This is a genomic window from Chryseobacterium sp., from assembly GCF_008014695.1.
In the GTDB taxonomy this organism is placed as follows: domain Bacteria; phylum Bacteroidota; class Bacteroidia; order Flavobacteriales; family Weeksellaceae; genus Kaistella.
In genome coordinates this window covers 100,922-124,713 of the sequence record NZ_VOXE01000004.1, presented here as the reverse complement: position 1 = coordinate 124,713, position 23,792 = coordinate 100,922, and the positions used below count along the sequence as shown (strand labels likewise).

The 23,792-nt window shown below is 42.8% G+C and carries 29 protein-coding genes; 18 read left to right on the top strand and 11 right to left on the bottom strand.

Features of this window, described 5'->3' with window-relative positions:
• The first annotated feature begins 71 nt into the window (after positions 1-71).
• Both FUA25_RS11575 and FUA25_RS11570 read left to right on the top strand, forming a co-directional pair.
• Positions 72-869, top strand: a complete 798-nt coding sequence (locus FUA25_RS11575) for a sulfite exporter TauE/SafE family protein (protein ID WP_147757084.1) — start codon at positions 72-74, stop codon at positions 867-869.
• Between the two features lie 53 nt (positions 870-922).
• Entirely contained in the window at positions 923-1,357 is a 435-nt protein-coding gene (locus FUA25_RS11570; RefSeq protein WP_147757083.1) for an OsmC family protein, read from the top strand.
• An 18-nt stretch (positions 1,358-1,375) separates the two neighbouring features.
• Here the strand turns inward: FUA25_RS11570 and FUA25_RS11565 are convergent, their stop codons facing one another.
• Positions 1,376-1,702 carry a YegP family protein gene (locus tag FUA25_RS11565; RefSeq protein ID WP_147757082.1) on the bottom strand — a complete coding sequence of 109 codons (327 nt, stop codon included), beginning with the start codon at positions 1,700-1,702 and terminating at the stop codon, positions 1,376-1,378.
• Between the two features lie 116 nt (positions 1,703-1,818).
• Here FUA25_RS11565 and FUA25_RS11560 point away from each other — a divergent pair, with 116 nt between their 5' ends.
• On the top strand, positions 1,819-2,574 hold the full coding sequence (locus tag FUA25_RS11560; RefSeq protein ID WP_147757081.1) for a helix-turn-helix transcriptional regulator: 756 nt from the start codon (positions 1,819-1,821) through the stop codon (positions 2,572-2,574).
• Here the strand turns inward: FUA25_RS11560 and FUA25_RS11555 are convergent, their stop codons facing one another.
• The 6 genes from FUA25_RS11555 to FUA25_RS11530 form a co-directional block, all read right to left on the bottom strand.
• On the bottom strand, positions 2,575-3,696 hold the full coding sequence (locus FUA25_RS11555) for a DNA topoisomerase IB (RefSeq protein WP_147757080.1): 1,122 nt from the start codon (positions 3,694-3,696) through the stop codon (positions 2,575-2,577). It abuts the gene before it with no gap.
• An 8-nt stretch (positions 3,697-3,704) separates the two neighbouring features.
• Positions 3,705-3,869, bottom strand: coding sequence for a phosphatidate cytidylyltransferase (locus FUA25_RS11550; RefSeq protein ID WP_147757079.1), 165 nt, complete (start codon positions 3,867-3,869; stop codon positions 3,705-3,707).
• 36 nt (positions 3,870-3,905) lie between these two features.
• The gene (locus tag FUA25_RS11545; RefSeq protein ID WP_147757078.1) at positions 3,906-4,343 is read right to left on the bottom strand and encodes a DUF6526 family protein; all 438 of its coding nucleotides are present in this window, start codon (positions 4,341-4,343) and stop codon (positions 3,906-3,908) included.
• Between the two features lie 289 nt (positions 4,344-4,632).
• Positions 4,633-6,510 carry a DNA ligase D gene (gene ligD / locus FUA25_RS11540; RefSeq protein ID WP_147757077.1) on the bottom strand — a complete coding sequence of 626 codons (1,878 nt, stop codon included), beginning with the start codon at positions 6,508-6,510 and terminating at the stop codon, positions 4,633-4,635.
• 65 nt (positions 6,511-6,575) lie between these two features.
• The gene (locus FUA25_RS11535) at positions 6,576-7,184 is read right to left on the bottom strand and encodes a DNA polymerase ligase N-terminal domain-containing protein (protein ID WP_147757076.1); all 609 of its coding nucleotides are present in this window, start codon (positions 7,182-7,184) and stop codon (positions 6,576-6,578) included.
• Positions 7,185-7,296: 112 nt separating this feature from the next.
• The gene (locus FUA25_RS11530; RefSeq protein WP_147757075.1) at positions 7,297-8,076 is read right to left on the bottom strand and encodes a Ku protein; all 780 of its coding nucleotides are present in this window, start codon (positions 8,074-8,076) and stop codon (positions 7,297-7,299) included.
• A gap of 427 nt (positions 8,077-8,503) precedes the next feature.
• Between FUA25_RS11530 and FUA25_RS11525 the strand changes: the two genes are divergently transcribed.
• The 6 genes from FUA25_RS11525 to FUA25_RS11500 all read left to right on the top strand — a co-directional run bounded on the left by FUA25_RS11525 (position 8,504) and on the right by FUA25_RS11500 (position 14,885).
• The gene (locus tag FUA25_RS11525) at positions 8,504-9,520 is read left to right on the top strand and encodes a nucleoid-associated protein (RefSeq protein WP_147757377.1); all 1,017 of its coding nucleotides are present in this window, start codon (positions 8,504-8,506) and stop codon (positions 9,518-9,520) included.
• 43 nt (positions 9,521-9,563) lie between these two features.
• Positions 9,564-10,589: a hypothetical protein gene (locus FUA25_RS11520; RefSeq protein ID WP_147757074.1), complete on the top strand. Its 1,026-nt coding sequence runs from the start codon at positions 9,564-9,566 to the stop codon at positions 10,587-10,589.
• Positions 10,590-10,605: 16 nt separating this feature from the next.
• A complete protein-coding gene (locus FUA25_RS11515) occupies positions 10,606-11,340 on the top strand; it encodes a hypothetical protein (RefSeq protein ID WP_147757073.1) in 735 nt (244 codons plus the stop codon).
• 105 nt (positions 11,341-11,445) lie between these two features.
• Complete coding sequence (locus tag FUA25_RS11510; RefSeq protein WP_147757072.1) at positions 11,446-12,372, top strand: malate dehydrogenase; 927 nt, start codon at positions 11,446-11,448, stop codon at positions 12,370-12,372.
• Positions 12,373-12,611: 239 nt separating this feature from the next.
• Positions 12,612-14,258 carry an alkaline phosphatase PafA gene (gene pafA, locus FUA25_RS11505; RefSeq protein ID WP_147757071.1) on the top strand — a complete coding sequence of 549 codons (1,647 nt, stop codon included), beginning with the start codon at positions 12,612-12,614 and terminating at the stop codon, positions 14,256-14,258.
• 9 nt (positions 14,259-14,267) lie between these two features.
• Positions 14,268-14,885, top strand: a complete 618-nt coding sequence (locus tag FUA25_RS11500; RefSeq protein WP_147757070.1) for a hypothetical protein — start codon at positions 14,268-14,270, stop codon at positions 14,883-14,885.
• Between the two features lie 22 nt (positions 14,886-14,907).
• Here the strand turns inward: FUA25_RS11500 and FUA25_RS11495 are convergent, their stop codons facing one another.
• The 3 genes from FUA25_RS11495 to nadE form a co-directional block, all read right to left on the bottom strand.
• Positions 14,908-15,228, bottom strand: a complete 321-nt coding sequence (locus tag FUA25_RS11495) for a barstar family protein (RefSeq protein ID WP_147757069.1) — start codon at positions 15,226-15,228, stop codon at positions 14,908-14,910.
• A 103-nt stretch (positions 15,229-15,331) separates the two neighbouring features.
• Positions 15,332-15,838: a ribonuclease domain-containing protein gene (locus FUA25_RS11490; RefSeq protein WP_147757068.1), complete on the bottom strand. Its 507-nt coding sequence runs from the start codon at positions 15,836-15,838 to the stop codon at positions 15,332-15,334.
• A gap of 56 nt (positions 15,839-15,894) precedes the next feature.
• Positions 15,895-16,686: an NAD(+) synthase gene (gene nadE / locus FUA25_RS11485; protein ID WP_147757067.1), complete on the bottom strand. Its 792-nt coding sequence runs from the start codon at positions 16,684-16,686 to the stop codon at positions 15,895-15,897.
• Between the two features lie 90 nt (positions 16,687-16,776).
• On the opposite strand from nadE, the gene FUA25_RS11480 reads away from it, so the two are divergent.
• The 6 genes from FUA25_RS11480 to FUA25_RS11455 all read left to right on the top strand — a co-directional run bounded on the left by FUA25_RS11480 (position 16,777) and on the right by FUA25_RS11455 (position 21,035).
• Positions 16,777-17,757 (top strand): gliding motility protein GldB, encoded by a 981-nt coding sequence (locus FUA25_RS11480; RefSeq protein ID WP_147757066.1) that lies wholly within the window; start codon positions 16,777-16,779, stop codon positions 17,755-17,757.
• A gap of 44 nt (positions 17,758-17,801) precedes the next feature.
• Positions 17,802-18,128 carry a gliding motility protein GldC gene (gene gldC, locus FUA25_RS11475; protein WP_147757065.1) on the top strand — a complete coding sequence of 109 codons (327 nt, stop codon included), beginning with the start codon at positions 17,802-17,804 and terminating at the stop codon, positions 18,126-18,128.
• Positions 18,129-18,260: 132 nt separating this feature from the next.
• Positions 18,261-19,400: a cystathionine gamma-synthase gene (locus FUA25_RS11470; RefSeq protein ID WP_147757064.1), complete on the top strand. Its 1,140-nt coding sequence runs from the start codon at positions 18,261-18,263 to the stop codon at positions 19,398-19,400.
• A complete protein-coding gene (locus FUA25_RS11465; RefSeq protein WP_147757063.1) occupies positions 19,400-19,846 on the top strand; it encodes a GNAT family N-acetyltransferase in 447 nt (148 codons plus the stop codon). The genes FUA25_RS11470 and FUA25_RS11465 overlap by 1 nt, the downstream gene beginning before the upstream one ends.
• Positions 19,847-19,873: 27 nt before the next feature.
• Entirely contained in the window at positions 19,874-20,389 is a 516-nt protein-coding gene (locus FUA25_RS11460; protein WP_147757062.1) for a DinB family protein, read from the top strand.
• Between the two features lie 250 nt (positions 20,390-20,639).
• The gene (locus FUA25_RS11455) at positions 20,640-21,035 is read left to right on the top strand and encodes a YchJ family protein (RefSeq protein WP_228411700.1); all 396 of its coding nucleotides are present in this window, start codon (positions 20,640-20,642) and stop codon (positions 21,033-21,035) included.
• Positions 21,036-21,048: 13 nt separating this feature from the next.
• On the opposite strand, the gene FUA25_RS11450 is transcribed toward FUA25_RS11455, so the two are convergent.
• Complete coding sequence (locus FUA25_RS11450) at positions 21,049-21,297, bottom strand: VF530 family DNA-binding protein (RefSeq protein WP_147757061.1); 249 nt, start codon at positions 21,295-21,297, stop codon at positions 21,049-21,051.
• Positions 21,298-21,413: 116 nt separating this feature from the next.
• Here FUA25_RS11450 and FUA25_RS11445 point away from each other — a divergent pair, with 116 nt between their 5' ends.
• Genes FUA25_RS11445 through FUA25_RS11435 form a run of 3 tightly spaced genes read left to right on the top strand, consistent with a single transcriptional unit; the run spans position 21,414 to position 23,754 of the window.
• Positions 21,414-21,962, top strand: coding sequence for an L-threonylcarbamoyladenylate synthase (locus FUA25_RS11445; protein ID WP_262712211.1), 549 nt, complete (start codon positions 21,414-21,416; stop codon positions 21,960-21,962).
• The gene (locus FUA25_RS11440) at positions 21,955-22,293 is read left to right on the top strand and encodes a phosphotyrosine protein phosphatase (protein ID WP_147757059.1); all 339 of its coding nucleotides are present in this window, start codon (positions 21,955-21,957) and stop codon (positions 22,291-22,293) included. Before FUA25_RS11445 ends, FUA25_RS11440 begins: the two co-directional genes overlap by 8 nt.
• 39 nt (positions 22,294-22,332) lie before the next feature.
• Positions 22,333-23,754 carry a CCA tRNA nucleotidyltransferase gene (locus FUA25_RS11435; RefSeq protein WP_147757058.1) on the top strand — a complete coding sequence of 474 codons (1,422 nt, stop codon included), beginning with the start codon at positions 22,333-22,335 and terminating at the stop codon, positions 23,752-23,754.
• The last annotated feature ends 38 nt before the right edge of the window (positions 23,755-23,792 follow it).

Below are 23,792 nucleotides of genomic sequence, written 5' to 3'. Positions count from 1 at the left end.
CATCTTTATGTAACCCATATCACTGTACAGGATTCTGAATTGTTGCAATTTTGCAGTATAATCACATCGGCATGGATACATTGGGGTATATCGCTTCAGTTTTTATCGGAATTTCCTTGGGTCTCATTGGGGGTGGGGGCAGTATTCTTACTGTGCCGGTTCTCGTGTACCTTTTCGGAATCGATGCCACGCTGGCTACGGCCTATTCTCTTTTTATTGTCGGAATGACGAGTGCAGTGGGTTCGGTTTCCTATTTTAAAAAAGGGCTTGTTCATCTTAAAACAGCGCTTATTTTCGGAATTCCTTCTATTGTCTCTGTATTTCTTACCCGAGCTTATATCGTTACCGCTATTCCGGAAGAGATTTTTACCCTCGGAAGTTTTACCCTGACCAAAAACATCCTGATCATGCTTGTCTTCGCCGCACTCATGATTCTTGCTTCATACAGCATGATCAGGAAATGTAGAGGAGAAGACTGTGTACCTTCCGAAAACAAGAAAGTCAACAATACTGCGGTAATCATTCAGGGAACCGTTGTGGGTTTTGTTACAGGCCTAATCGGGGCGGGTGGAGGATTTCTCATTATTCCCGCACTGGTGAACCTGCTGCGTCTCGATATTAAAAAGGCTATTGGCACCTCACTTTTCATTATTGCACTGAATTCCCTTTTCGGTTTCGGAGTATCGGCAACACACATGGAAATTGAGTGGGGCTTTATCCTCAAGATTATGCTTTTGGCCATTGTAGGAGTTTTCATCGGCAGCTGGCTGTCAACAAAAATTGTCGGCAAAAAACTGAAGCCCGCTTTCGGGTGGTTTGTGCTGATGATGGGAGTTTATATCCTCATCAAAGAAATTATTTTTCAATGATGAAGCATCACGAATTTTATCATGTACAAATATAACACTTAAAATCAAGCATCATGTCACAGGATCATTATTACGAAGTACGGGCAGACTGGAAAGAGGAGCGAAAAGGAAACTTATCCTCTCCAGTCCTTATCGACACCATTGAATGTGCAACACCGCCGGAATTCCCGAACGGAGTGGCGGGAATCTGGTCGCCGGAACATTTATTCACGGCGGCCATCAGCAGCTGTTATCTCGCTACTTTTCTGGCAATTGCCGAGAATTTTAAACTGACTTTCCGGAGCTTTTCGTGTAAAACCGTCTGCAAACTGGAGGTGGTGGAAGGTAAATTCCAGATCACACACGCCGAAATTACGCCTGAATTAGAATTGGAAGATCTTGAGCAGGACCGCGATAAGGCATTAAAAGTGCTGGAGAAATCCAAAGCAGCTTGCCTTGTCACGAATTCCATGAAAACGGAAATCACACTGAACACTCAGCTTCTGTAATTAAAACGGTGACATATTTTAGGTCAGATCCTGGATCACGGCAGTCGGTGCTTTTTTGCTAACGCTTTCAATCCCTGCATCTCTGGCTGTGGATGAAGAGTACATTTCGCTTGTGCCCAAAACCTGCCCATTGCCCGCAGTCTGGTTGAAGTAGTGTGTTCCCCCGCTTGAGAGTTCCTTGGCAAAGTTTTTCAGATCTATAGATTCCTTACTGCTTCTCAGGCCTTTCAGGCACATCTGAAAATCAGTGTAAGTTTCGCTGGTGATTAATATTTCCCCGTTTGATGCTTTCAGCACCCACCGGTACTGGCTGTCGGCTGTGGCTGTAATCTGATATTTGCCCATGATGATCCTGAAAATTTAAAAGTGTTTATTTGAATCCTTAAAATTATGCGCATTTTCATGAAGAGCTGCTACACTTTTGTGTAGTTTTGTGCAGAAATCACCTTACAATACGAGATATGGAAGAAACAGACCGTTTTTTTATGGAGAAGAATACCGTTTATCACCTTTCGGAAGGAGAGCGGAACCAAACCAACGATTATCTCGAAGCGGTGCGAGCCTTTGGGCGTCTGACTTCACAAAGTCTATACATCATTGATTATCAGAAAAAAAATTTCGAATACGTGTCCGATAGCCCGCTTTTTCTTTGCGGGCATACCCCTGACGAGGTTCGGGAAATGGGCTATAACTTTTATTTCCGGAATGTGAAGGGTGTGGATCTGGATTTACTCCTGACCATTAATGAAGTAGGCTTTGGTTTTTACGATGATCTGCCGGTGGAGGAACGCAAGCTTTATTCTATTTCTTATGATTTTCATCTGGTGGATAATGGAAAGGAAATTCTCGTGAACCAGCAGCTCACCCCGATCTATCTGACAGATGACGGCAAAATCTGGAAAGCGATGTGTCTGATCTCCCTTTCAGCAAAGGACCGCGCCGGAAATATCTGTGTCTTCAAACACGGATCTGACGAGTTCTGGCATTTCGACCGAAGCGAAAATTCGTGGAAGTGCGAGCAGAAAGCGCAGCTCACCGAGAGGGAAATTGAAATACTCCGGCTCTGTGTGCGTGGACTCAGCATCAACGAAATTGCCTCACGGGTCTGCCTGGCCCCGGACACTGTAAAGTTCCACCGGCGTAAACTGTTTGCGAAGATTGGCGCGCAGAACATGACTGAAGCGCTTGCATATGCGACCGGCAAAAAACTGATGTAATCAGGACTGCACGGCCATCTTCTCGTTTTCCAACATCTTCATCACAATTTTTTCCTCTTTCGTAAGGCCGCTTTTGCCGTCATCTTTTTCGATAACATCGAGTTCGCTGAGGTATTTTTTCATTGAATCGTTTTCGTAAAGGCTGATGACAAGCGGGTGCACGTAGTATTTTCGGCACACGGTGGCAGTATTCCCAAGCTGCGCAGCCACCATTTCCAGAGCTTCTTTCACTTTCGTTTTGTGCTCCTTTTCATTCTCGGCTTCGCCGATTTCTTTAAAGGCGATGAATGCATTCACTGTTCCGGACCAGGTTCTGAAATCCTTCGCCGTAAAATCCTCCCCACTGATTTCTTTGATGTATTCATTCACCATTCCGCTTTCAATCGCGTGTCGTTGTCCGGCGGAATCGTAAAATTGGAAGAGTTCTTTTCCGGGGATATCCTTGCAGTTCTGCACGGCTCTCGCGAGTCTGGCATTTTTAAGGTCAATGTCGTGGTAGATCCCCTTTTTGCCTTTAAAGGAAAGATTGATTTTTTGTCCGGTGATGTCAACATGCTTGTCTTTCAGTGTCGTGAGTCCGAAAGATCCGTAGAGTTTTTCATACACACTGTTCCCAATCCGGATATTCGTCCTTTCCATCAAACTTACAACTATCGCAAGAACTTTTCTTTTTTCCAGGGTTTTAAGGGCAAGATCTTTCTCGAGCTGAAGCCTGATCTTTGGCAGGGCATAGCCGAACTGAAGCATCCGGTAGAACTTCGTATGATTCCGAAGGGCATTCCAGACAGAATGATATCGGTACTGTTTGCGTTTTTTGGCATCAATGCCGGTTGCCTGAAGATGTCCGTTTTCAAGAGCGCAGATCCAGACATTCTCCCAAGCGGGAGGGATCGCGAGCTTGTTGATGCGCGCGAGTTCCTGTGTGTCAGTGATTTTTTGTCCTTCTGAGTAATAGATGAATTTTTTGCCGGTTTTCTTCCGAACGACGCCCTGATCCATATGATCAGTGGTGTAAACCAGACTCGCGGCCTTTGCAGATTTCACCGGATCCTTCATGATTTTCACCATTTTGGCAGGGGTGATCTTTGCAATGATCTCGAGTCCGGGAAGGTTCGTATCCATTGAGGCGATTATTTTTTACCGCGTGTAAGTAACCAAAGGATCAGGCCTACTACACCGACAACAAGGATGATTCCCCACCACATTCCGGCTTTAAATATTGTTCCGATGGCATCGCATCCGGTAAGGGTCATTAAGGCAATCGTCATTAGGCTGAGTAATGTGAACTTTTTCATAATATAATTTTTAGTTAATGTTGCTTGTTAGGTTTATTAGACCCTGTGATCATCGGGTCTCCACTTGGTGATGCTTTTTTTGATTGCATCTCCCGGGAGATGTTCATTCAAAGCTTTATCCAAAAGTAGGGTAAATTCTTCATCCTCCGCAAAACGGAGCGCAGCAATCTGACTGAAACTGAGTTTTTCTACCACTTCATCAGACCTTTTCTGGAACAGTTCATAATAGCGCTGCTTGAATTCAAGGCGGATAATGCGGTCCTGATTGCCCAACGCGTAATGCTGTCTCACCATCAGCGCAAGATAAACCAGCAGAAAGATTATGGCGGAAAATAGCATCCAGACCAAACGATGAGGTTCATCTGCGACCGATTTCCAGATTCCCAAAATCAATAAAATTCCGAGAAGAGGCAGGTAAATAAAGTGATGCGGAGCATAAAACTTCCGGTGGTTGCTGTAATTCTGAGGTTTCATATGGTAGGGGTGATGCAAAAATCCAACCAAAATGGGAGCCTAGGAGCAAGAATCAAGAGCCAGGAGTCATGAAAAAAGAAAAAAGAGCAAAGAACAAAGATCTCGGACAAGATGCGGGAAGGACGCAGCCACGGTCAAATATCAAAAGCTATGAAGTGAGAAGGTTAAGAAAGTAAAGGTTAGAATAAAACAGACTAAACTCCTCATTAAAATCTTATTGCATACAGCGTACTGCTTACAGCTTAAAACCTCCCATCATCCATCATCCACAATCCAGAATTATGATCCATCATTCCTCCACGCCCAGCTTCTCAATGGCCTTCAGCATATCAATGCCTTTGCCGAGGACGGGCTTGAAGAGGTCGCCGTTTTTTTCCATGCGTTCAAGGGCGTTCTCAATATTAAAATCAGTGGGTTTAAGGCCTTTTTTCAGTTCCTTCCATTCAATCGGCATCGAGACCGGCGCGCCGTTTTTCGGCCGCATGCTGTATACACTCGCCAGCGTCTGTCCGCGGCGGTTCTGCAGGTAATCGAGGTAGATCTTGTCTTTGTCGCGTTTCTGAAGGCTGCGCTCGAGGGTCGTGATTTCCGGCAGTTTTTTCTGCACCATCTGCATCAGCACATGCCCGAAATCCTTCACCTGGTCAAAGGTGTATTTCGCCCCCATCGGGATGTAGATGTGGATTCCTGAACTTCCGGAGGTTTTGCAGTACCCGTCGATATTTCCTGTGTCCAGAATCTCTTTCACCATTTTGGCCGTGGTGATCACATCCTCAAACGTATTGTTGTCGGAAGGATCCAGATCGAGCACGAGATAATCCGGTTTGTCGAGCGTCTTGATATTGCTCGTCCACACATTCATTTCAATGCAGCCAAGGTTGTTGAGATAAGCCAAAGCCGCCCGGTCGTTGCAGATGAGGTAATTGATGTATTTCTCGTTGCTTTCGGAAAACACTTTTTCGGTCTCGAGCCACGCCGGAGTATCGTCGGATGCGTCTTTCTGGTAAAAACTCATGCCGTCGATGCCGTTCGGGAAACGGTTCAGCGACTGCGGCCGGTTCTTCAGATGGGGCAGGATGAAATCCGCCACCGACTGGTAATAGGCGATCACATCTCCTTTCGTTACACCGTCTTTCGGGTAATAAAGCTTGTTCTGGTTCGTGAGTTTGACCTTCTGCTTGTTCAGGGTCAGTGAGGTTTCGTTTTCTCTTTCCATGACGGAGGTTTTTAAAGGTTTTAATGGGATGTTCTCTTCGGTTTTCTCGTTTTTTTCTTCCTCAGAAAAACGGAGGTCTTTCGGATTGATGTCATCGCGCAGTCTCAGAAAAACGGGATGGCGGAAGATATGGTCTTTCGTGAGTTCGGTGAATTTGATCTCGGCCACCACTTCGGGCTTTACCCACGTGGCTTTCGCATTGGTTTTTGGCATCGAGGCGAACAGCGGTTCATCAATAATGAGCGGTTCAAGCCTCGCATGGATCTCCTTCAGCTTGGCGGCATTGAATCCCGTTCCGGTATGTCCGCAGAACACGAGTTCCTCGCCTTCGTACCTCCCGAGAATAAGAGACCCGAATTTCTCCCGCGAACCTTTCGGTTCGGTAAAGCCGCAGATGATGACCTCTTCGGTCTGCTGGCTTTTGATCTTCACCCAATCTGAAGTCCTGACCCCCGGACTGTACGTACTCTCGGTCTTTTTCGCCACAATGCCTTCAAGGCCCATGTTTTCGGCCAGTCGGAAGAAATCTTTGCCTTTTTCCAGCACATGGTCGCTGTATTTGATATGATCCGATTCCGTCAGGGCGTTTTTGAGGAGCTCCTTGCGCTGAAGATAAGAAAGGTCTGCGGTGGAATGTCCGTTCAGCCAAAGCAGGTCGAAGACCTGAAAGATGAGCATGGCCTTCGGGTGTTCGGCGATATTCTGAAGCCACTGGAAATTTGGTTTTCCGTCACTGTCGTACGCAACAACCTCCCCGTCGAGGATCATTTCATGGTCCTGAAACTTCAGCTGGTTCGCAATTTTTTTGAACTTCCCGCCGAAGTCCAGTCCGTTTCGGGAATAGAGCAGGACCTCCTTTCTCAGGTCGGCAATGGCGCGGTAGCCGTCCCACTTGATCTCGAACGCCCAGTCTTTGCTGTCGAAAGGTTCTTCTTTGGTCTGACAGAGCATCGGGACGATGAAGCTGCTCAGTTTCTTGCTTCCCGTAAGGGCCGGCGCATGGTTTCGATACCCCTTTATTTCCGAGATTTTAGGGCTTTTTTTTTACCGCTTTTTTCTTCGAGATAAGCACTTACTTTGGAATCGGGGTCTGTATTTTCTTCGGCGTCGTAGGAATCGGTGGCATATTCATCCTTATGCTTGATGAGCAGCCAGGCGTTGCCTTCCGTATTGTTCTTGATCTTTACCAGCGCAAATTCCCCTTTCAGCTTCTTACCGTGCAGCCTGAATTTCAAAGATTCTTTATGGAGTTCGGCCCGCATAATGAGGTCGTCGCTTTTGCCCTCTGTTTTTTCCAGCGGTTCATAGGTGCCTTCGTCCCAGATCTCGACTTCCCCGGCGCCGTAGTTTCCTTCCGGAATGCTGCCTTCAAAGGTGCGGTACGAAAAAGGGTGGTCTTCCACCATCATCGCCAGCCTCTTGTCGGCCGGATTAAGAGAAGGCCCTTTCGGCACGGCCCAGCTTTTCAGCACGCCTTCCATTTCGAGGCGAAAGTCATAATGCAGATGGGAAGCCGCATGGCGCTGAACGACAAATTTCAGTTTCCCTTTCGAACTTTTTTCCTCACCCGCAGGCTCGGAAGTCTGTTTAAAATCGCGTTTTTTGTTGTATTCTTCTAATGGCATAGGTGAATGTAATGATGAGTTATTGTGGTAATGAATTGCGGCTTTATTTCTTATAGGATCTTTTCTAACCTCTAACCTCTAACCTCTAATATCTGATATCTTGACTCTACCTTCACCCCGCTTCCTTCTTCCCGCCCTCCAGACTCGCTTTCAGCAGCGCCATAAGGTCTTTGGCTTTGCCGGCTTTCTCTTCCGGAGTCGACGGTTTTACGGTTTCGCCTTTTGCTTTGGCATGGATGATCTTCAGCAGGTCCTCCGCATAATGGTCTTCATATTTCTTCGGGTCGAAGGTTGTGGCCAGCTGCTTGATGAGCGATTCGGCCATTTTCATCTCGTCTTCGTTCGGTTTTTTGTTCGAAGGCAGTTTAAGGTCTTCAAAGCTGCGGATCTCTTCCGGGAAACGCATGCGGTTCACCATCAGGACTTTGTCTTCGTATGGCCGCACGAGGCAGAGGATTTCCTTTTCCCTCAGGATAAAGGTCCCGATTCCGGCCATCTTCGTCTTAATAAGGGCTTTAAGCAGAAGCCGGTAGGCGTCTTCTCCGTTTTTCTGGGGTTCCAGGAAGTAGGGGTTTTCAAAATAGGCTGGGTCGATCTCGTCGTGGCTCACAAACTGACGGATGGAGAGGATCTTGGATTTTTCAGGGCTCACGGCTTCGAAATCCGCTTTGTCGAGCACCACATATTCGTCTTCGAGTTTATAGCCTTTCACAATATTCGCGAAGGTCACTTCCTTGCCCGATTTCTCGTTCACGCGTTTGAACTTGATATTGCTGTGATCGGACTTGTCGAGCATATCCAGATCCAGATTGCTTTCTTCGCTTGCAGAATACAGTTTAATGGGGATATTAACCAGCCCGAATCCCAGGGCCCCATTCCAGATCGCTCTCATAGTGTTGTTTTTGTTGTGGAGTGTTGCACACATCAAAAAGCGTGCATATTTTTTATTTGTATTTTAAAACGGTACCCATTATAAAGGACTGTCCCTGTCATTGACTACGTCGAATCTCCGGATTTCTCAACGAAGAATCGTGCAGTGAAGAAACCTAAAAAAATGGTTTTACGGAGTCCATCTCCATCATAAAGAGAAACCAAAGTGTAGTCAGAATGATATGCGTCGTTTTTAAAAAGGTATTTCCTATAACAATACCCTTATTACTTAGAACGAAGCAAAGCGATTAAATATAACCAGGATGAAATCAATTATTATGGTAGTAAATAATATCATTCTCAAACAGGAAATAAAATACAAATTAGTACAGCCCACCATCGATACAATTATAAAGAAAAAATTATCTTCGCACTTTCAAAATTCATCCATGCTCTCAAAAATAATCGTTCATAAAGTCGGAAACAGAATCAATCAGGAATCACTAATCCTCTCTCAGGAAGAACTGCAGTTGGAAGAGGAAATGAAGGAACTTCTGGAAGATTTTTTCCTGAAATCATTTAAATCCGAAGAGCAGTTTCGCTTTTACAGCGACACCTATCTGGTGAATAATCCTGTTTACAGCTCAGTTTCGGAGATTTTTGAAGACAGGGCCAAATTTGTTTACGAAGCCGAGAACATCGCGCAACATCTGTACGATATTGCTGAAAATCCCCGCGTGCAAAGCGGCGAACTCTTCATCGTGTATTTTGAAGGGGAAGAAAATGCCGACGGCAATAAAATCGATTCGATCGGGATATTCAAAACCGAAAGCAAGAACCCTTTCCTCAAGATTTTTCCGAAAAACGAAGCCTTCGAAATTGAAAAAGATTACGGAATCGGCCTTTCAAAACTCGACAAAGGGGCGTTGATTTACAACAGCAGCAAGGAAACCGGTTATGCAGTTTCAGTCGTCGACAATAACAAGAACGGCGATATGTACTACTGGTTCGAGGATTTCCTGAAAGTAAAACAGCGCGATGATGAATATTTCCACACTCAGGAAACGCTTTCTGTGTACAAGGATTTCATTACGAAACAGCTTCCGCAGGAATTTGAAACCACAAAAGCCGATCAGGCAGATTTTTTGAATAAATCCATCACCTTTTTCAAGGAAAAGGAGACCTTCGACTTTGATGAATTCACTAATGAAGTCCTGGAAGACAAAAATGTCATCGAAAGTTTCAGCAATTTCAAGTCAGACTACGAACAGGAAATGCAGATTTCCATTTCCGAAGATTTTGCCATCAACGAAGCGGCGGTAAAAAAACAGAGCCGCGGCTTCAAAAGCGTCATTAAACTCGACAAAAACTTCCATATTTACGTGCACGGCGACCGAAAAATGATTGAAACAGGGCAGGACGAAAAAGGAAAATATTACCGCCTTTATTTTGAAGAGGAGAAATAGGAATTGGTTTCAGATTTGATGGCTTCTTCCTTAAAAACTTGATATGAAAACTTTTTTACGCTATTCCCCAAAATTTGATGAACTGACGGCAGAAGAAGAAATCCTCCTGGAAGAAGACGTTCAGCTTGTGGAAAAAGCCGTCACGGTTTCGCATAAACTGAACAGAAAAAAAATCGCCACGCGGAATGCCCATGCAAAAGCGTTCGGTTTTGTACGCGGCAGTTTTATGACGGTGGAAAATGATGCGGCAGATTTCTCAAAACTTCTGAACGGTGATGATTTGGGCGTCATTATCCGCTATTCACATCCGAATTTCTTTGTGACAAAAGGCGGCGGCGAATACCCGATTTACGGCTGTTCAGTAAAGATTTTTAACAGAGATGTTCCGGTAAGCGCAAAATTTCCGTTGGTGAATCTGCCGGTCTTTGTAACGAATTCCGTTTCAAAATTCCTGAAAATCCACATCAAAGCGAACCAGTTTTTTATTGCGGCCGGTAAATTTTTACCCTTGGCCATCTTTAAGATTCCCGGACTATTAAAAGCAGGTTTTAGTTTGTTTTTCGACCGGCAGATCCTTTCGATCCTGAACAATATGATGAAAGTGCTGGATATTGAAAAACAGTTTATTTCTGCATATGATTTCCATTCTGTCGGCTGTTTCCGGCTTGATGAAAAAGTGGTAAAGATCCGTATGAAACCTCATTTTATTCAGAAAAAACTGAAAGAAGCAAATGCTGACCAAACAAAGTCGTTGAAAGAATATTTCCTGACCCACGAACTGTCACTGGATTTTCAGGTACAGGTCGGAATCAGTGAAAGAAAAACGCCGGTAAACAATCTGCTGAAAAACTGGAAAGAAAAACACTCGAAATTCATCACGGTCGGAACAATCGTCCTGCCAAAACAGGATATTTCGCGTTACGAGACGATGGATTACGAAAATCTGTCTTTTAACCCTTTTGAAAATGCAGAAATCCTTCAGCCGATCGGAAGGATGCAGAAAATCCGCCAGAACATCTATAATAAATCGATCGCGACCCGTCAGTCGCTGAATCAACTGAAAAAATAATAAAAAAAACAGAAAAATGCCGGAAGGACCCTCAATCGTCGCTCTGAAAACCAAACTCCAGCGCTATAAAGGCAAAACCGTTACCGAAGCTTCGGGCTACGGTGAAATGGACAAATCTGCTATTGAAAAGGTGGAGCTTCTGGAAATTGACAGTTTCGGAAAAAACCTGCTTTTTGTCTTCAAGGATTTTTTTGTAAGCGTTCATCTGGGACTTTTCGGCAGCATGCTTATTAACAAGCGCAAGAAAGTGAATGCGAGTTTCGCTTTGCATCTTGCGGACGCCGAAATTAATTTTTACGTTACGAAAACCCAGTTTCACAAAGGAAAACCAAAGGACTTTTACAATTTCAAGACCGATATCCTGAAGAAGCAATTCGACGGCGAGTTCGTCCTCAAAACACTTCAGGAAGATTTTGCCGGTAAAATGATCGGCGACGTGCTGCTGGACCAGGAACTTTTTACGGGCGTCGGCAATATCATCCGCATCGAAGCGCTGTATCGCTCTAAAATTCATCCCGACAGTCTGGTGAAAGACATTCCTGAAAAAAAGCTGGTTTATCTCATTGAAACCGTGGTGAATTACGCGTACGAGTTTCTGGATCTCCTGAAAAACGATACCGTAAAGGAAGAGGCATTGATTTACGGTAAAAAAAACTGCCCGAAAGACAAAAGTTTACTTTTGGTAGAGGAGATGGGGAAAGTGAACCGTAAAACCTATGTCTGCTTGAAATGTCAGAAATTATTTAAATAATTCCGGAAATCGTAATTCCAAAAATTGCCCAACACTTCAATATTTCTTAAATTTGTGCTCCCTCCGGAGGCATCCGGAAAAATCTGAAACAATAAAAAAATCAATATGAAAGTAACCGTTGTAGGAGCAGGAGCAGTTGGCGCAAGTTGCGCCGAATACATTGCGATGAAAAATTTCGCCTCAGAAGTAGTTTTAGTAGACATCAAAGAAGGTTTTGCCGAAGGTAAGGCAATGGACCTGATGCAGACTGCTTCACTGAATGGTTTTGATACCAAAATCTCCGGAACAACCGGCGATTACAGCAAAACTGCAGGCTCCAAAGTAGCCGTGATCACTTCCGGAATCCCGAGAAAACCGGGAATGACGAGAGAAGAACTCATCGGCATCAACGCAGGAATCGTTAAAGAAGTGACTGCTAATCTGGTAAAACATTCCCCGGACGTTATCATCATCGTGGTTTCAAACCCGATGGATACAATGGCTTATCTGGTTCACAAAACTTCCGGACTTCCAAAAAGTAAAATCATCGGAATGGGCGGCGCTTTAGATTCTGCACGTTTCAAATACAGATTGGCCGAAGCACTGGATTGCCCGATTTCAGATGTTGACGGGATGGTAATCGCTGCACACAGCGACACCGGAATGCTTCCGTTAATGAGCAAAGCGACAAGAAATGGTGTTCCTGTTTCTGAATTCCTGAACGCCGAAAAACAGGCGTTTGTTGAGGAAGAAACCAAAGTTGGAGGCGCGACTTTAACCAAATTACTGGGAACTTCCGCATGGTATGCTCCCGGAGCTGCTGTTTCGGTTTTGGTACAGTCCATTATCTGCGACCAGAAAAAAATGATTCCGTGTTCACTGATGTTGGACGGAGAATATGGCGAAAACGATATCTGCTTGGGTGTTCCTGCAATAATCGGTAAAAACGGTGTTGAAAAAATTGTTGAGATCAGTTTAACTGACGAAGAAAAAGAAAAGTTTGCAACCGCTGCAAAAGCAGTGAGAGAAGTAAACGGAGATTTAAAATTCTAATAATTTTCCGGGGTTATCAGGACGCGCCTTTTAGGCGCGTCTTTTTTTTTGGAGCAACACGTTCAGGTGCTTTTCGGTGTGCGGTCCCGCTTTTCATTACAATCTTTTATTACAATCGGGGCTATAAGTTCGTTTCTGTCTATCTCTCGTCTTCATCATTCACACAAAATTAATACGCTCGGAAATTTAAAACCCTTAAATTTGTCCTCTCAAGATTTCCTCTAAAATAACAACAGAAGATGTTCAGAAAATTTCACATTATAGGACTGGTGGCACTTTCAGCATTGTCCCTGAATGCCCAGAAAATTAAAAATACCCAACTCGCAAGACCGAAACTTGTGGTCGGTCTCGTTGTAGATCAGATGCGTTGGGATTATCTGTACCGCTTTTACGGAAAATATGGTGAAGATGGTTTCAAAAGACTTTTAAACAAAGGCTATTCGCTGAATAATGTCCATATCAACTATGTTCCTACCGTTACCGCGTTGGGGCATACTTCAATTTACACAGGTTCAGTTCCTGCGATCCACGGAATTGCCGGCAACGACTGGACCGACAGAACCACCGGAAAAAATGTGTACTGTACGACCGATGAAAGCGTGCAGCCGGTCGGAACCACGAACACCAAAGTAGGAAGTCACTCCCCGAAAAATCTGTGGTCTACCACGGTTACCGATGAACTTCGTCTCGCTACGAATTTTCAGGCAAAAGTCGTTGGCGTTTCTTTGAAAGACCGGGCTTCCATCCTTCCAGCGGGACATAATCCGAACGGTGCCTACTGGTTTGACGATTCAAACGGAAATTTTGTAACGAGTTCTTACTATATGAAAGATCTTCCGCAGTGGATGAAAAACTTCAATGCTCAGAATTTACCGGAAAAACTTGTGGCAAACGGCTGGAACACCTTGCTCCCAATCAGTGAATACACCGAAAGTTCGCCGGATAATTCATCGTGGGAAGGGCTTTTGGGAAGTGCGGTAACGCCAACTTTCCCGTACAGCAATTTGGCGAAGGATTATCAGACGAAAAAAGACAATATCCGATACACACCGTTCGGAAATACTTTAACTTTAAAACTGGCAGAAGCTTCCATTGAAGGAGAAGATCTAGGAAAAGATCAGATCACCGATTTTCTCGCCGTAAATCTGGCTTCAACAGATTATGCAGGTCACAAATTCGGTCCGAATTCCATTGAGGTCGAAGATGTGTATTTAAGACTCGACCGGGATTTGGCAGATTTTTTCAAATATCTGGATGCAAAAATCGGAAAAGATCAGTACACGGTTTTTCTGTCTGCAGATCATGGCGGCGCTCATGCTGAAGGTTTTATGGAAGCGCATAAAATGGCTACCGGTTTCTTCGGCGAAAATGCAGAAAAAACATTGAACACATTGCTTAATACGAAATACAAATACGACAAGCTCGTCATGGGAATCGATAATTATCAGATTTATCTGGACCAGAATTACATGAAAGCCAATAATCTCAATTCCACAGAAGTCGCAGATTATCTGGTGGATGAACTTAATAAAGACCAAACCGTTCTGTTTGCCGTAAATCTTAAAAAAGTAGGAGAGGCACCCATTCCGGAACCATTGAAAACAAGAGTCATTAATGGCTACAACTGGCAGCGCAGCGGCGATATCCAACTGATCTCGCATGATTCCATGCTTCCGCCGTATTCAAAGACAGGAACAACACATAGCGTCTGGAATTCTTATGACTCCCACATTCCGCTGATTTTTATGGGTTGGGGAATCAAAAACGGCGAGAGCAACAAAGACTACAACATGACTGATATTGCACCCACTTTATCGTCACTGCTGAAAATCCAGTTCCCAAGCGGGAATATCGGCAACCCGATTGTGGAAGTTTTGGGAAAATAAGCGGAAACAATGAAGAAAATAATACTGAGTTTTATATTCCTCATCGCCGCGCAGTTATTCTCTGCACAGGGTGATACAAACTACGAAAAGACGTTGAAAGATTTCATGCTTTTCAAAAAAAATGTGAAAATTGATCCTAAAAATAAAAGTGTTCTGAATGTTCTGAATGCGATGTATGACGAAACTTTGCAGTCAGATGCGGGAATTTTGTCCGACAGAACGGCGAAGGAATATGACCGGCTGCTGAATGAGAGTAATGTTCCGAACCAACAGGTACTTTATCTTTATAAAAAATACCAGACTTATATCGCTGAAAATTCAGTAAACGGTAAAAAGCCTGATGCTGAATATCAGCTCAATCTCGTGAAGCTTTTGGCAGGCGAATCGATCTACTCTTTAGATAATCTTCCAAAAATCGTGGCTGTTTTTATGGCGGAATCACTGATTTCTTCAGGAAATTATGAAGCAGCAAAAAACAACATCGATCTGTCTTTAAAAAGGTATCCAGATTCCATTCCGCTGAACGTGTACAAATATTACCTGAATAAGGAAAACAATATAAAACTGAAGGAAAAACTTTTGAAAGAACATCCCAATCACTGGATGGTGCAGAGTTTCGTCAGATAAAAAAAAATAACCGCGGAAGCGGTTATTTTTCTTTATTTTCTTCTCCTTCTCCTTCTCCTTCTTCATCCTCATACTGTTCCAGAAAATAGGCAAAAGTAAAGCCTTCCGTTTCTTCTTCTGTATCTTCCAGAGTCAGGAGCAGATCTTCAAACGTTTCGAGTTGATCCACGCTCATATTCACAAACTCCAGATGAAGCGGAAGTTCTGCAAAGCCGGTGATAAAATCAGTCAGCGCATCCAGATTGTCACCGAAAAATTCCGGAAGCGTGATTTTTTCCTTCAGTTGGGCATAGAAATCTTCATAATCCCCGAGGTCGGTAAAGTCGATATGTATTGTTTTCATCGTATTTTCTTTGTATTTATTCTAAAATCATTATTTTTTATCTAACATCTAACATCTAACATCTAACATCTAACATCTAACATCTAACGTCTGAAATCTCCATCTACTGCTTTTCAAAACTTCTGTAATGATCTTTGGAAAGCCAGACGTCTCCGTTTTTGGTGAAAATGATGCGGTCTGCATTCCGGCTGCCACAATGGTAATTCACATCGGCTTCAAAATACTGTTCTCCTTTTGGCAGGTGCTTTTCGCGGTTGCTGAAGGTATCGCCGCCAATAGCACGGCCCGGCAAAACATTACATAAATTTCCTTCAGAGGCTATCCAACCCTTATTTCGTGCTTCTGTTTTCGTCATGTAATAATTAGGAAGTTTTTTGTGGACTTTCACATGATTAATAACGGTGTTTTCAGCAGTCAGTTCAGCAATATTTCCTGAAAAAGCAGTTTTTTCTGAAATATTTGGTTGCTGACCGGTAGTTATCTCTATGTTTTTCGAGTCTGAAGCTGTGTTTTTTTCCGCTTCATTGTTACTGAAAAGGTGCATGAGCAGAAAAGCCGAAAGCAGCCCGATAACAAAAAGCAGAAAGAGTCTTATTTTATCTTTGTTCATGGGTAATCTTAAATTCTGGATTGAGGTGTGGTAGTAATTATGAAGGGTTTAGGCTATTAATTCCGCCATTCTTCAGGAATGTCGCACACCGGGATCGGCTGAATTTTATGCTGCGCGGCTTTGTTCATTCTTTTAAAAATCTTATACACTTCGAGGTCTCTGCCGGAATAATCTGATTCATCCTTGGTTCCCCATTCTTTCTGTATTTTTTCAAGTTCCGGATAAGTCGCGCCAATTTGCTGCTCATCTGTTCTTTCCGTGTCCCAAAGCCCGTCCGTCGGAATGGCATTCTGTATGGATTCCACCAGATTCAGCGCTTTGGCAAGTTTATAGACTTCAGTTTTATAAAGATCTGCAATCGGAGAAACGTCAACACCGCCGTCGCCGTATTTGGTATAAAAACCGATTCCGAAATCCTCTACTTTGTTGCCGGTTCCGCAGACCAGAAGCCCGTTCAGCTGTCCGAAATAATACAGGGTCAGCATTCTGAGTCTCGCTCTTGTATTGGCCAGTGCAAGTTTTTCTGCCGGAAATTCCTCATCATTTACATTGAAGGACCGGTACAGCTCTTCAAAGGCAGGAGTAAGGTTCAGTGAAACCGCTTCCACATTCGGAAATTTTGATTTCAGGTCATTGATATGTTCCCAGGCGCGGTTCACCTGATCCTGTTTCTGGTGAATGGGCATTTCAATTAGAAGTGTTTTCAGTCCCGTCATCGCACAAAGGGTTGAGACCACTCCCGAATCTACGCCGCCGGAGACGCCCACCACATAACCTTTAACCCCTGCTGTTTCGGCATAATTTTTCAGCCAGTCTACTATTTTACTGATGATTTTATCTGTCTGCATGTCTTTTTTTAATTGAAAGTTTACGAGGTTGGAATAAGTTATCCCTAAAATTTTCCTTATTTTTGTGCCTTAAAATTTGATGTAAAAATAATGAAGTTTTTTAGATATGTATTGTTTTCCGCGGCTTTCCTTTCCGGACTCACTTCCTGCAAAAAAAGTTCCGAAAATCTCTGGAAAATCGAGATCGAAAGCCCGGTGCAGAAAGTGGAAATCACCGATATTTCCAAAGAATTCTATGACCAGAGCGTTCCTCTGGAAAGTTTCACCCAGAAATATCCGTGGTTTCAGGGCACCGTTTCTGATGAAGATTTTATTGTAAGGCGGAAGGATTCAACAGAAGCCAAAATTTATAAAACCGCCATTTCAAAAATTGATCAGGGGAAACTGAATGCCGATTTGGCACAGTTGTTTTCCCATGTGCAGTATTATTTCCCTGAATTTAAGGCGCCCAAAGTTTTCCTTTATTCCTCCTCACTGCAGGGTGCATTGGATCCGATTTTCTTTAAAGAGAAAGAGAATATGCTCTTCATTGATGTTACCGGTTTTATGGGAGAAAATAATTCCTACTACAAAGGACTTGAACTGTATTATCAGAAATCCATGAACCCTCAAAACATTGTGCCGAAAGTTGCAGGGATTTTAGCTGAGCATTGGGTGCCTGCCAATAAGGATTCCCAGAAATTTATTGATCAGATCATCTACAACGGTAAAATTATGACATTGCTCGATGCTTTTCTGCCGCAACTTCCCGATCATCTTAAAATAAACTATTCCACAGAACAGTACGAATGGGCGAAACAGAATGAAACCAACGTATGGACTTATTTTGTGGAGAATAATTTAATTTTTAATGATGATCCGCGCCTGAGTTCCAGATTTATTGCGCCTGGCCCGTTTTCAAAATTTTATACGGATGCAGACCGCGAATCTTCGCCACAAATCGGCATTTATACCGGATGGCAGATCTGTAAAAAATTCTTTGCCGAAAATCCGGACACAAAACTGACCGATTTTCTGAAAATGAACAACCAGGAAATCTTTACCAAAAGCCATTACAAACCCAAAAATTAATTTAAAGAGTTCATTGAATTGAACTCATTATCCAATTATTTTTTATGAGAAAGACCCAAATTACCATCGATATCGAACTGGATGAAAACCATGTTCCTGAAAAAATGATGTGGAATGCCGAAGACGGCGGAATTGAAGCTCAGGAAACAAAAGCCACCATGATTTCCGTTTGGGATGACAAGACGATGGAGGCACTCCGCATTGACCTTTGGACCAAGGAAATGCCGGTAGACCAAATGAAAATGTTTTTGCACCAGATTTTTATTTCTCTGGCAAATACGTACCAGCGGGCTACCGGCGAAGAAGACGTTGCCCAGTGGATAGAGGAAATTGCGGAAGAATTTGCACACAAATCAGCGATAAAAATGTAAACAAGGCCGTAAGCTTTAGGCCATAAACAACAAGCTTTTGTAAAAGGTTAATTTTTAATATCAACATCAATTGTATTTAGGTTTTAGCACTGAAAAAATCTGCTTAAAGCCTAATGCATAAAGCCATAAATTATGAATTTCAATACCAAAGTAATACACGGTGGTCAGCACCACGAACCTGCGACAGGTTCAGTAAATGTTCCCGTATTTTTAACGTCGACTTTTGCCCAGAAATCGCCCGGAGTTCATTCCGGTTATGAATATTCCAGAGCGGCAAATCCTACACGACAGGCATTGGAAGACAGTTTTGCAAGTATAGAAAACGGCGCGAGAGGTTTGGCTTTCGGTTCCGGTTTAGCGGCAATCGACTGTGTCCTGAAATTGTTGAACCCCGGAGATGAAGTGATCGCAGTAGATGATTTATACGGTGGAACCTACAGAATGTTCACAAGATTATTCGAGAAATATCAGCTGAAATTTACATTCGTCAATTTTGATGATGTTTCTAAGATTGCAGGTTTAATCAACGATAAAACAAAACTGATCTGGCTCGAAACGCCTACTAATCCTTTGATGAAACTTGTTGACATCAAGGCAGTAACGGATCTGGTAAAAGGAAAAGACATTTTGGTGGCGGTAGACAATACTTTTGCAACGCCTTATATCCAGCTTCCGCTGGATCTGGGTGCAGATATTGTGATGCATTCGGCTACGAAATATCTTGGCGGACATTCCGATGTGATTGCAGGAGCTTTGATCGCAAAAACAGCCGAACTTGGGGAAAAACTGCATTTTATTCAGTTTGCAAGCGGCGGAATTCTCGGTCCGCACGATTCTTACCTTGTATTAAGAGGGATCAAGACCCTCGCTTTAAGGATGCAAAGACATTCCTACAATGGTCTGGAAGTCGCAAAATATCTTGAAAATCATCCTGCGGTGGAAAAAGTGATTTATCCGGGCCTGGAATCCCATCCGCAATATGAACTCGCACAGCGACAGATGAAAGAACCCGGTGGAATGGTTTCATTTACCTTCAAATCCGGCAAAAAAGAAGATGCAGTCAGCTTTCTGGAAAAACTGAAAGTGTTCACGCTTGCTGAATCTTTGGGTGGAGTGGAATCGCTGGCCAATCATCCGGCCTTGATGACCCACGCTTCCATTCCTGAAGACAAACGTGCAGAATTAGGCATTACCGATGATTTGGTTCGTCTAAGTGTCGGAATTGAGGATAAGGATGATCTGATTGCGGATCTGGAAAAGGCTTTTTCTTAATGGTCCGAAAAGCGACAATTTCAGATTTAAGTCAGCTGTCGGAACTGTTTGATCAGTACAGAATTTTTTATCATAAATCTTCTGACATTCCTGCAGCCGAAAATTTTCTTCGCGATAGAATTGAAAATAATGACTCCGAAATTTTCGTAGCTGAACGTGAAGATCAGTTGGTCGGTTTTGTACAGCTGTATCCTATTTTTTCTTCTACAAGAATGAAGCGTTACTGGCTGTTGAATGATTTGTTTGTCAATGAAAATTACCGCGGAAATGGTTTTTCAAAAGAATTGCTGGAAGTATCCAAAACCCTTTGCAAAACTTCTGGCGCTTCTGGAATTTTGCTGGAAACAGGAAAAAGCAACGACATCGGAAACAAGCTCTATCCGGCCAGCGGCTTTGAATCGTATGATTCTGTAAACTTTTATGAGTGGACAAACCCTGAAAAATAAGCATCATAATTAATTTTCGATTTGGCGATGAACGATTTTCAAAAATATATCCAACGCTACCTGGATATGATTCCTTCCGATAGCTGGAAAGAAGAAATGCTGATTGCAGGAAACAAAACTTTGAATCTTTACGGAAACCTTTCTGAAAAGCAGGGAAATTTTGCTTACGCCGAAGGAAAATGGACCTTGAAAGAACTTCTTCAACACCTGATTGACGCTGAAAGAATTTTCGCTTACCGGGCGCTGCGTTTCGCCAGAAAAGATAAAACTGAACTTCCGGGCTGGGACGAAGAGGAATACGCAAAAAGTTATTTTTCTTCCACAAGAACACTGAAAAGTTTGATCATTGAATTTGAAACCGTGAGAAAATCATCCGTAATTTTCTTTGAAAGCCTAAACCAAGAGCAGCTTTCAGAAACCGGAATTGCCAATGGAAATGAGATTGCGGTCGGAACCATAGGCAAACTGATTGTGGGCCATAATATTCATCACCTTAATATAATGACCGAGCGGTATTTATTGAAGTTTGAAAATCAATGGTAAAGGGACTTAGTCCGTTCAAAAAAAGAGAATTACCATCGGCTTTAGCCGAAAATCATTATATTTGATTTACATACTGCACGATGCCACTATAATTTTAATACATGAGTTTTGGCTAAAGTCCCTGAAAAATTAAAAACGGACTGCAACCCGTTCCTATTGAACCAAAGGATGTAATTATCTCACCATAAGACCGGGCCTTCGTCCAAACTTATAAATTTGTTTCGAATACGCACTTTAAAGAAGCTACATCATGAACGAAATAAACATCATGACCTGTCCCTGTTGCTCCGGAAAATCCTATGAAGACTGCTGTAAACCCTTTCATTCCGGCGAAAAACACGCTCCAACCGCGGAAACTTTAATGCGTTCCCGGTTTTCTGCATTTGCCATTCCAAACGGTGAATATTTAATAAAAACCACGCTTCCGGACAATAGAAAACTGCACAACAAAGCAGATCTTCAGGAATGGGGTGAAATAAATGATTGGACAAAACTGGAAATTATCAATATTCCTTCTGAAAATCAGGTTGAATTCAAAGCGTATTGCACCGATGAAGACGGAAAGCCACAGGTTCATCATGAACTTTCGGTTTTTCTGAAAATCAGGGAGCGGTGGTACTACGTTTCAGGAGAGTTTTTGGATTGAATACAGCTGAGCGTTAAATTTCCGGTTTTTCGTTTTTCTTTTTCTGTCTGAGGACGTACAGATACAGACTTTCCACTTTCGTTCGCGCCCAGTCGGTTTTCCGTAAAAATTTTAAGGATGAATTAATGCTCGGATTATCGGTAAAGCATTTGATATTGATCTGCTCACCGAGCTTTTCAAAACCATCGTAATAGTCCACCAGTTCTTCCAGAATGGCATCCAGACGTTTTCCGTGCAGCGGATCCTTAGATTTCTCTTCCATATTAAGGACAAAAATAACGATAAAACTTCAGTTTAAGATTCAAAATTTTAAAACCCGTATTCTCATTCAATTATTTTAATTTTGCCTTTTCAATAGAAAATATTTATTCCATTAAAATGCAGAAAATCATCGAGATATTAAAATCAGGCGGAACCATCCTTTATCCCACCGATACCATTTGGGGAATTGGCTGCGATGCGACAAATCCGGAAGCGGTTCAGAAAATTTTTGACATCAAAAAGCGCGAACCGTCCAAATCATTCATCATTTTGGTAGAATCTGAAAAACGTTTGCAGGACCTTGTTGATGTGCCTGAAATGGCCTGGGAAATCATGGATTTATCCGAAAAACCGGTGACTTTAATCTATGACAATCCGAAGGGTTTGCCCAAAGAGCTGCTTGCCGAAGACGGCAGCATCGGAATCCGATGGGTGAAGGATGATTTTCTGAGAAAACTGATCACGAAGCTCAACAAACCTCTGGTTTCGACGTCAGCCAATTTGAGCGGACAGAAATCGCCAATGAAATTCTCCGATATTTCGCCGGAAATTGTAGCTGCCGTTGATTTTGCCGTGGAAGAAAACCGGGAAAAGGTCTCTGAATATTCAGGTTCTTCCATCATCAGAATCTGGAAGGATAACCGGATTAAAGTAATCCGTGAATAAAAGTTTTCTTTTTATCTGTTCGGCTAATAAAAAGCGCTCCAAAACTGCGGAAGATTATTTCAGCAAGAAATTCCCTGACCTCAATTTTAAATCTGCCGGAACAAACAGGAAAATCTGTTTCCAGGAAAACACGAATTACCTCTCAAAAACTGATTTAGAAGAGGCGGATATCGTTTTTGTCATGGAGCAGCACCACGAAAATTATATCTATAAAAATTTCAATAAGAAACTTTCTGCGCCAATTATAGTATTGCAGATCAAAGACCATTTTAATTATTATCAAAAGGAACTTATTGAAATCTTGGAAAAAAGGGTAGAAAAATATTTTTGAATTGTACCTTTGCCAAATTCTGTTTTTCCTTTACCAATTATGATCATCTCCCTTAATCAAAATAAAAATCTCAAACTTTTCAAACTGATTTCTGCTGTGGCAGAGAAAAACAACCAGTCGGTTTACATCGTTGGCGGTTATGTCCGCGACCTTCTCATGAAAAGAGAAATCCCTACCGATATTGATTTTGTGACAGAAGGTAACGGGATAGATCTTGCGAATGCCGTTGCGCAGGATATCAATCCAAAATTAAAAGTTTCCATTTTCAAAAACTACGGAACCGCTATGTTCAGGCATGAAGGCCTTGACCTGGAATTTGTCGGAGCGCGAAAGGAAAGTTATGTCGAACATTCCCGTAAACCTGATGTAGATGCCGGAACGCTTGAAGATGACCAGAAACGGCGTGATTTCACGATAAATGCATTGGCGATTTCGCTGAACAAAGACAATTTCGGAACCCTCATCGATCCTTTTGAAGGGATTGCAGATATTAAAAATAAAATCATCAGAACGCCGCTGGAACCGAGCCGTACGTATTCTGACGATCCGCTTCGCATGATGCGCGCGATCCGGTTCGCTTCAACTTTACATTTTCAAATCGAACAAAATTCCCTGAATTCCATAAAAAAAGAGTCAGAACGGATCAAAATTGTTTCAATGGAACGCATTATGGTTGAATTCAACAAAATAATGGTTTCCGAAAAACCTTCTGTCGGACTTAAACTGCTGGAAGAATCGGGACTTTTAGCACTCATTATCCCGGAACTTACCGCTTTGAAAGGCATTGAAGAAGTGGAAGGGCAAACCCACAAAGACAATTTCTGGCATACGCTGGAAGTGCTCGACAATATTGCAAAAAATACCGAAAACCTCTGGCTTCGTTGGGCAGCATTGCTTCATGATATAGGAAAAGCGCCAACGAAAAAATTTGTGGAAGGTGCTGGCTGGACCTTTCACGGACATGAATTCTTGGGTTCGAAAATGGTGAAAACCCTTTTCCACCGGTTGAAACTTCCGCTCGGAAGCGATATGAAGTACGTGCAGAAACTCGTAAAACTCTCTTCTCGCCCCATCGCGCTGATTGATGACGGCACATCTGATTCGGCGCTGCGAAGGCTGCTTTTCGATTCCGGGGAAGATTTGGAAGACCTTTTCACGCTCTGTAAAGCCGACATCACGACGAAAAATTCATACAAACAGGAAAAATTCAAGAAAAATTTTGAATATGTTGCGGAAAAAATAAAAGAGGTAGAGGAAAAAGACCACGTCCGTAATTTTCAGCCACCCATTTCCGGAGAGGAAATTATGGAATTATTTGACTTAAAACCCGGCCGCGAAATCGGGATCTTAAAGGAAAAAGTAAAAGAAGCAATCTTGGAAGGCGAGATTGGCAACGATAAAGAAGAGGCACGGAATTTCGTCATTAAAGAAGGTGAAATTCTGGGTCTTAAATTAGCATAAGTTTTTAAAAAAAATAAAAGCCCTTTCAAATCTGATTT